Below are 7,444 nucleotides of genomic sequence, written 5' to 3' on the forward strand. Positions count from 1 at the left end.
TGTGGCGCCCGGCGCGACGTAGTAGCCCGAGCGTTCGCGTGCGCGGATCAGCCCCCACTGTTCGAGCAGGTAGTACGCGCGAAACACAGTCGACTGGCTCACACCGTGCTGCGCGATGATCTGCCGCAACGACGGCAGGCGCGTGCCGACGGCAAGGTTGCCGTTGCGGATGTCGTCGGCGATCGTGTGGGCGAGGGTTTCGTAGCGTTTCATCGGCGAGGGCAGAGCGCGCCGTCGCCACGCGCGGGCCGGAGTGGCGCCGCGCCGGCGGGCGCGGCTCATTGTCCGATGCGCGGCCCGAAAAGGAAAGCGCAGGCGCGTCGGCTGCGCTTTCCCGCTGCGTCAGGCTGCGTTCGGCTCGACGTTCTGCCGGCTCGCGGCGCCACGCAGCGGCGGCAACGGCTCGACCTTGCCGACGATGAACAGGTACGACAGCGCGCCGACCACGCACAACGCGCCGGCCACCGCGAGCGGCACGACGAACGAGCCCTTCGTGATCGACAGCATCACGCCCGTGAACGTCGTGATGAAGATCCCGGCGAGGTTGCCCGCGAAGTTCTGGATGCCGCCGAGCGATGCGACATGCGCCGGTGTCGGTGCGATTTCGCCGACGAGCGTCCACACGTTGGCGCCCGCGAACGACAGGCTTGCATAGGCCAGCGCGAACAGGCCGAGGCAGGTCCACACGCTTTCGACGAACGCCGACAGTGCAATCGACGAAGACAGCAGCATGCCGAGCACGAGACAGGTCTTGCGCGCGGCGGTCGCGCTCCAGCCGCGGCGGAACAGGCTGTCCGACACGTAGCCGCCGAGCCAGCCGCCCGGAATCGCGAGCAGCGCAGGCAGCATGCCCCACGTGCCGAGCGACGCGAGCGAGAAGCCGCGCGACTGCAGCAGGTAGCTCGGGAACCACGTGATGAAGAAGTAGATCGCGAAGTTCAGGCAGAACAGGCCAATCATCATGCCCCACACGGTGCGGTAGCGGAACAGGTCGAGCCACGACACCTTCGGGCCGTCGGTTGCGGCCGCAACGGTCGGTGCGCCGCGCTGCGCGAGCAGTGCATCGACGGCATCGGGCGCGATCGCGCGATAGCGTTCCGGGTCGCGATAGATGAACCACCACGCCAGCGCCCACACGAGGCCGATGCCGCCGGTGATCACGAACGATCCGCGCCAGCCGACGATCGAGATCAGCCACGCGACGAGCGGCAGCGACAGCGCGGAGCCGACGCGCGAGCCGCTGTCGAAGATGCTGCTCGCGAGCCCGCGTTCGCTGCGCGGGAACCAGTTGAACGCGACCTTCGCGAACGACGGGATCGCGGCCGCTTCGCCGACGCCGAGCATCAGCCGCACGCCGACGAGCTGCGTGAGGCCGCGCGCGGCGCCCGTCGCGACGGTGAACACCGACCACCAGCCGACCGCGAGCGCGAGGCTCACGCGCACGCCGACCTTGTCGATGAACCAGCCGGCCGGCAGTTGCAGGAACGCGTAGGTCCAGAAGAACGCGCTCAGCACGAGTCCCATCCCGACCGCGTCGAGGCCGAGGTCGGCGCGGATGCTGGGCGCCGCGATCGCGAGGTTCGCGCGGTCGATGAAGTTGATGACGTTGGCCAGGAAGCACATGAGGATCATGGCCCATCGGATGCGTGGCATGCGGTGTCTCCGCGCGGAATGTCATGACGGGCCGCCGGCGATCCGCAGCGCCGGCGGCCTCGATGGGCGGGTTATTGCGTGGCGAGCGACGGCGCGCGGTCGAACTTCGCGAGCGCTTCCCACAGGCCGTTCAGGTAGACCGCGCCGAGCGCGCGGTCGTAGAGGCCGTAGCCGGGCTTGCCCGTCTCGCCCCAGATCATGCGGCCGTGGTCGGGGCGCACGTAGCCGGTGAAGCCGGTGTCGTGGTACGCCTTCACGATCGCGGCGATGTCGAGCGAGCCGCAGCTCGACAGGTGGGCGGTTTCCTCGAAATCGCCGTTCGCGTCGACCTTCACGTTGCGGATGTGCGCGAAGTGGATGCGGCCCATCGCGCCGAATTCGCGCACGAGCGCCTCGACATCGTTCTGCGGGCCTGCACCGAGCGAGCCCGAGCACAGCGTCAGCCCGTTCGCGGGCGTGTCGACGATGCGCACGATTCGCGCGAGATCGTCGCGGTTCTTCACGATGCGCGGCAGCCCGAAGATCGGGCGCGGCGGATCGTCGGGGTGGATCGCCATCTTCACGCCGGCTTCCTCGGCGACGGGGATGATCGCTTTCAGGAAGTATTCGAGGTTCGCCCACAGCGCTGCTTCGTCGACATCGCGATATTCGGCGAGGAGCGTCTTCAACTGTTCGGGCTGGTAGCTCGAATCCCAGCCCGGCAGCGCGATGCCGTCGTCGGGATCGATCCGGTCGACCGCGTCGGTGCTGAACGCGAGGCAGGTCGAGCCGTCGTCGAGCGTCTTCGACAGCTCGGTGCGCGTCCAGTCGAACACGGGCATGAAGTTGTAGCAGATCACGCGCACGCCGGCCGCGCCGAGATGGCGAATCGTCTGACGGTAATTGTCGATCAGGCGGTCGCGGCCCGGCTTACCGAGCTTGATGTCCTCGTGGACGGGCACCGATTCGACGACTTCGAACTGCAGGCCGGCGCGCTCGATCGTCGCCTTCAGCGCATCGATCTTGTGCGCGGGCCAGACTTCGCCCACCGGTTCGTCGTAGATCGCGGACACGATATGCGTGACGCCCGGGATCTGGCGGATGTATTGCAGCGAGACCGGATCGGACTCGCCGTACCAACGGAAAGACATCTTCACTGGAGCGGCTCCTGGCTGGCGGTTGATGCATCGAGTGGACGGGCGGCAGCGTGCCGGCCCCGTCTGCGGTGTGCGGATTATGATTGGTATGCCAGTTGCGCGGGATAGTGGTTTACCAGTTGTTGGGCTAGAAACCGGCTGGCATGGCGCTACAGGAAAGGCCTGGACGCACCGGTCAACACGTCGAACCGGATGCCGACCGGAATTGGTGTACCATTTTGGCGATCCGGTGCCGCGACGGCGCCGGCCAGCCTGTTGCGAGCTTTTCGATGACCGATCTTTCCAGCCTGCCAGCCAGCCGCGATACCGACGCCGCGGATCGCTCCTATATCGGCCTTGCGCGGCAGATTCACGCGATGGTGGCCGCCGGCGCGTTCGAGGCGGGCGCGCGCTTGCCGTCCGAGCGCAGCCTGGCCGACCAGTTCGGCGTGAGCCGCACGCAGGTGCGCGAGGCGATCATCGCGCTCGAGGTGCAGGGGATCGTCGAAGTGCGGATCGGTTCGGGCATCTACGTATCGGCGGCCGACGCCGCGCGGCCGGTGACGTTCGAGGTGCCGCGCGGCCCGGGGCCGATCGAGACGCTGCGCGCACGCGGGCTGATCGAGGCGGAAGTCGCGGCGCTCGCGGCGACCGAACGCAAGGATGCGGATCTCGACCGGCTGTTTTTCTCGCTGACGACGATGCGCGAGCAGATGGACGACAAGGTTGCGTACGACGCGGCCGATCGCCAGTTCCACCTGCGTATCGCCGAATCGACCGGCAACACGGTGCTGCTGCACATGGTCACCGCGATGTGGGACTGCGCGCGTAGCGATCCGCTGTGGGACAAGATCGAGGAGCATTTTCACTCGACCGCGCTGCGCGAGGCGTCGCAGGAAGATCACCAGCGGATCTTCGCGGCGATCATGGCGCGCGACGCAACGGCTGCACGCGAAGCGATGCGTGCACACCTGTCGCGCGTGATCGCGGAGTTCACTCAGGCGTGGCGCTGACGGGCGTTCCGTCAGAGGAAACAGGCCGGCGTAACGTCACCCTGATACGGCGGTGACGACAGGCGCGCGCGCCCCTTGTACGGCTTCTTCCAATTGCGCGACCGTAGGTTTTATGGTCTTGTTGCGGGATATCGCATCGACTCGAAAAAGGACAGTCGAATGCAGCCGGGCGATTCACGCGGGGACCGATTGATCAGGGGAATCGGCGCACGTACGCGCATACGGTTCGCCGTGCGCCGGCTGCTCATCATTTTGACGGCGGGCTTACTGGCCGCTGTGCTTCCTTCTGCGTTCGCCGCCTCTCCCGAAGCCGTCAACGACAACGTGCTGCGCGTGCTTGCATGGCCCGGCTATGCGGACAGCGATGTCGTCAGCGCGTTCGAAGCGCAGTTTCACGTACGCGTCGAAGTGACGTTCGTCGATTCCGACGAAGCATTGTGGACGCGGATGCACAGTGCGGCGCCGCCGCCGTACGACGTGCTGGCCGCGAATACGGCCGAGATCCAGCGCTATGCGCACGAACGCCTGCTCGCGCCGATCGACCTGTCGCGCATCCCGAACCGGCGGCGGCAGTTACCGAACTTCCAGCAACTCGCGACGATCGACGGGCTCGTGGAAGAGGGCGCCACGTTTGCGATCCCGTTCACGTATTCGTCGATGGGGCTGATCTACGACCGCAAGCAGGTTCCGGCCGCGCCGCGCTCGATGCGGGAGCTGTGGAATCCGCGCTACCGCGGCAAGGTGCTCGACTTCAACAGCGCGCAGCACAATTTTTCGTTCACGGCGCTGGCGCTCGGCTATTCCGATCCGTTTCGCCTGTCGCCCGCGCAGACGCTCGCCGTCGCGCACAAGCTGATCGACCTGCGCCGCAACCTGCTGACGTACTACACGCTTCCCGAAGAGGCGACCGCGTTGTTCGTCCAGCATCGTGCGGCGCTGATGTTCGGCAACTACGGCACGCAGCAGGTCGAACTGCTGCGACGTGCCGGCGCGGACGTCGGCTACGTGATTCCGGATGAAGGCGCGCTCGCGTGGCTCGACTGCTGGGCCGTCACGCGCGGCGCGCAACATCCGGAGCTCGCGTTCGCCTGGATCAACTACATGCTCGAGCCGGCGATCGGCGCGCTGCTGACCGAACGCCAGGGCCTCGCGAACACGCTTGCGCCGCCGCCGGGCCTCGACACCGGGCACCAGCATCTCGTCTGGCTCCAGCCCGTGGAGGACATCGCGCGGCGCGAATCGCTGTGGGGCCGCATCGTGTCGGGCGACCGGCCGGAGCGGTTCGGAAAATGATCCGGCTCGGGCTCACGTCGAAACTGTCGGTGCTGTTCGCCTGCATCGGCGTGATCGCGTCCGGCGCGACCGGCTATTACACGTATCGCGCGAACCGCGCGATGCTCGTGCAGGAAGCGCAGCACAGCCTGCTGATGTCGACGCAACTGCTGGGGCAGCGCTTCACCACGGCGCTGGCCGACGTCGCGGACGATGCGCTCGTGCTCGCGCAGTTGCCGTCGTGTGCGCTGGTCTCGGGCGGCAACAATCGGGATGGCGCGCCACGCGCGCGGCTCGAGCAGGTGTTCTACAGCTTCATGAGAAATCATCCGGAGTACCTGCAGATCCGGTTGATCGCGAGCGGGGATTTCGGGCTCGAGCGTATCCGAGTCGATCGCGATGCGCACGGCATCGTCGTATTGCCGGACAGTGCGTTCCAGGAGAAAGGACAGTTTTCCTATGTATTCGATACGCTCGCGACGGCGCCCGGTCATATCTACCTGTCGCCGATCGTGATCAACCACGAGACGGGGTCGCACGCGGCCGAAGGGCTGCCGATCCTGCGCGTGGGCACGCCGGTCGTCGGCACGTCGGGCCAGACGGTTGGCGCGCTCGTCGTCGATGTCGAGCTGTCGCGCGTGTTCGAGCGGCTCGAACGCGATCTGCCGGAAGACTATGCGGTGTATCTCGCGAACGAGTGGGGCGATTTTCTCGTGCACCCCGATCCGTCGCAGACGTTCGGCTTCGATCGCGGCCGGCGCGTACTGATGCAGGACCGTTTCGCGGTCACACGCGAGCTATTCGACAGCGCGCGCGCAAACGTTACCCTCAATGGTCTGACCGATCCCACCGCGGCGCCGGGCCAGATGTTCGCATTCGCGCGCACGCCGTTCGGGCACGACGAGGGCAACCGTTACGTCGTGCTCGGGATGGGGCGCCCGCTCGCGGATGTGCTGGCGCCGGCCGGCATGCTCGGTGAACGGATCGTCCGGATGGTGCTCGTGTCGAGCTTGATGGCGGTGATCCTCGCGATCCTGTTCGCGCGTGCGATCACGCGGCCGCTGCAGACGCTCGCGCGCGCCGCGACGCACGTGTTCGACGATCCGGCCGCCGAGCAGCTGCCGGTCGGGCGTGCCGACGAGATCGGCGTGCTCGCGCGCTGTTTCGACAGCATGCGCGTCGAGATCCGCACGCAGGTCGCGATGCTGCGTGCGAAGCAGCTGGAGCTCACGCACCTTGCCGGCCATGATGCGCTCACCGAGCTGCCGAATCGCCTGCTGTTCATGGAGCATCTCGATACCGCGATCCGGCGTGCGGCCGCGATGCACGAAGGGCTGGCGGTGATGTTCGTCGACCTCGACCGCTTCAAGCAGATCAACGACCAGCATGGGCACTCGGCCGGCGATCGCACGCTCGTCGCGGTCGCCAAGCGGCTGAGCCTCGTGCTGCGCGGCGGCGACATGGTCGCGCGGCTCGGCGGCGACGAATTCATCGTGCTGATCGCGGACGTGCGTTCACCGGCGGTGATCGGCGACGTCGCGTCGCGCATCCAGCTCGTGATGGCCGAGGAACTGGAGTTCGGCGACCGGCGCGTGGCCGTGGGCGCGAGCATCGGCGTCAGCGAGTTTCCGGCTGACGGCGCATCGGCCGAGGAGTTGCTCGTCAAGGCCGACGCGGCGATGTACGCGGCGAAGGCGTCCGCCCAGCGCGCGTTCGTGCGCTATCAGGAACTGGTCGGCAACGGGAGTGGTATCGGCGGCAGCACCGACAGCGGGACGGACGAAGCGGCCGGCCGTATCGCGTCGGGCGGCAGCCGGTGACGGCCAGCCGCCGATGTGCGCGGCTCAAACGCAACGAGCCCGTCGCGGGACGGGCTCGTTGAAGGTGCGGACTGCGCGCGAAGGCGCGCACCGGCCGGCTTGCTTAGTGGCCGAAGTAGATCGAGTCGCGCGGGTTTTGCACCTTGACGGCCGGTGCGCCACCCTGGACGGTCGCGGCCGGTTGCGCACCGTAGCCGCTGTTGTCGGCGCCGTGCACGCGGGCTTGCGCAGCCTGGATGTCGGCCGGGTAGTACGGGCTCGACTGGCTCGGCTTGTAGCCGGCGCTTTCGAGCTGGACCAGTTCATTGCGCACTTGAGCGCGGGTCACGGTGCTTTGAGCGAATGCGCCGAACGAGGCGGACAGGGCGACAGCGGCAACGACTGCGGAAACGAGCGATTTCATGATGACCCCCGGTGTTTTTGGCTTTCCGCGTTCGACACCATGTCGTAAGCGGTTGATTACATCGTAGGCGTCGGTCGACCTAGGGTAAACGTGAGTTTTGGCGAAAGATCGTTGCAACTGGGGCAATAATTTCGAGATAAAACCTTCTGGCCCTATTCGATGTTGCCG

Annotated in this window: 7 protein-coding genes; 3 read left to right on the plus strand and 4 right to left on the minus strand. The window is 66.9% G+C overall.

Annotated elements, in window-relative coordinates; translation table 11 throughout:
* The 3 genes from G3N99_RS30710 to uxuA all read right to left on the minus strand — a co-directional run.
* Positions 1-213 (minus strand): winged helix-turn-helix domain-containing protein (locus tag G3N99_RS30710; protein ID WP_206124249.1); only part of this gene is annotated, 213 nt, incomplete at its 3' end.
* Between the two features lie 129 nt (positions 214-342).
* Positions 343-1,653, minus strand: coding sequence for an MFS transporter (locus G3N99_RS30715; RefSeq protein ID WP_206124250.1), 1,311 nt, complete (start codon positions 1,651-1,653; stop codon positions 343-345).
* 71 nt (positions 1,654-1,724) lie between these two features.
* A complete protein-coding gene (gene uxuA / locus G3N99_RS30720) occupies positions 1,725-2,789 on the minus strand; it encodes a mannonate dehydratase (protein WP_206124251.1) in 1,065 nt (354 codons plus the stop codon).
* Between the two features lie 269 nt (positions 2,790-3,058).
* On the opposite strand from uxuA, the gene G3N99_RS30725 reads away from it, so the two are divergent.
* The 3 genes from G3N99_RS30725 (at position 3,059) to G3N99_RS30735 (ending at position 6,873) form a co-directional block, all read left to right on the plus strand.
* The gene (locus G3N99_RS30725) at positions 3,059-3,781 is read left to right on the plus strand and encodes a FadR/GntR family transcriptional regulator (protein WP_174943074.1); all 723 of its coding nucleotides are present in this window, start codon (positions 3,059-3,061) and stop codon (positions 3,779-3,781) included.
* 159 nt (positions 3,782-3,940) lie between these two features.
* Positions 3,941-5,074: an extracellular solute-binding protein gene (locus G3N99_RS30730; protein WP_206124253.1), complete on the plus strand. Its 1,134-nt coding sequence runs from the start codon at positions 3,941-3,943 to the stop codon at positions 5,072-5,074.
* Complete coding sequence (locus G3N99_RS30735) at positions 5,071-6,873, plus strand: sensor domain-containing diguanylate cyclase (RefSeq protein WP_206124255.1); 1,803 nt, start codon at positions 5,071-5,073, stop codon at positions 6,871-6,873. The genes G3N99_RS30730 and G3N99_RS30735 overlap by 4 nt, the downstream gene beginning before the upstream one ends.
* Before the next feature lie 103 nt (positions 6,874-6,976).
* On the opposite strand, the gene G3N99_RS30740 is transcribed toward G3N99_RS30735, so the two are convergent.
* On the minus strand, positions 6,977-7,276 hold the full coding sequence (locus G3N99_RS30740; RefSeq protein WP_011354966.1) for a DUF4148 domain-containing protein: 300 nt from the start codon (positions 7,274-7,276) through the stop codon (positions 6,977-6,979).
* Positions 7,277-7,444 lie beyond the last annotated feature (168 nt).

The sequence above is a fragment of the Burkholderia sp. Ac-20392 genome, from assembly GCF_017104585.1.
Lineage (GTDB): Bacteria > Pseudomonadota > Gammaproteobacteria > Burkholderiales > Burkholderiaceae > Burkholderia > Burkholderia lata.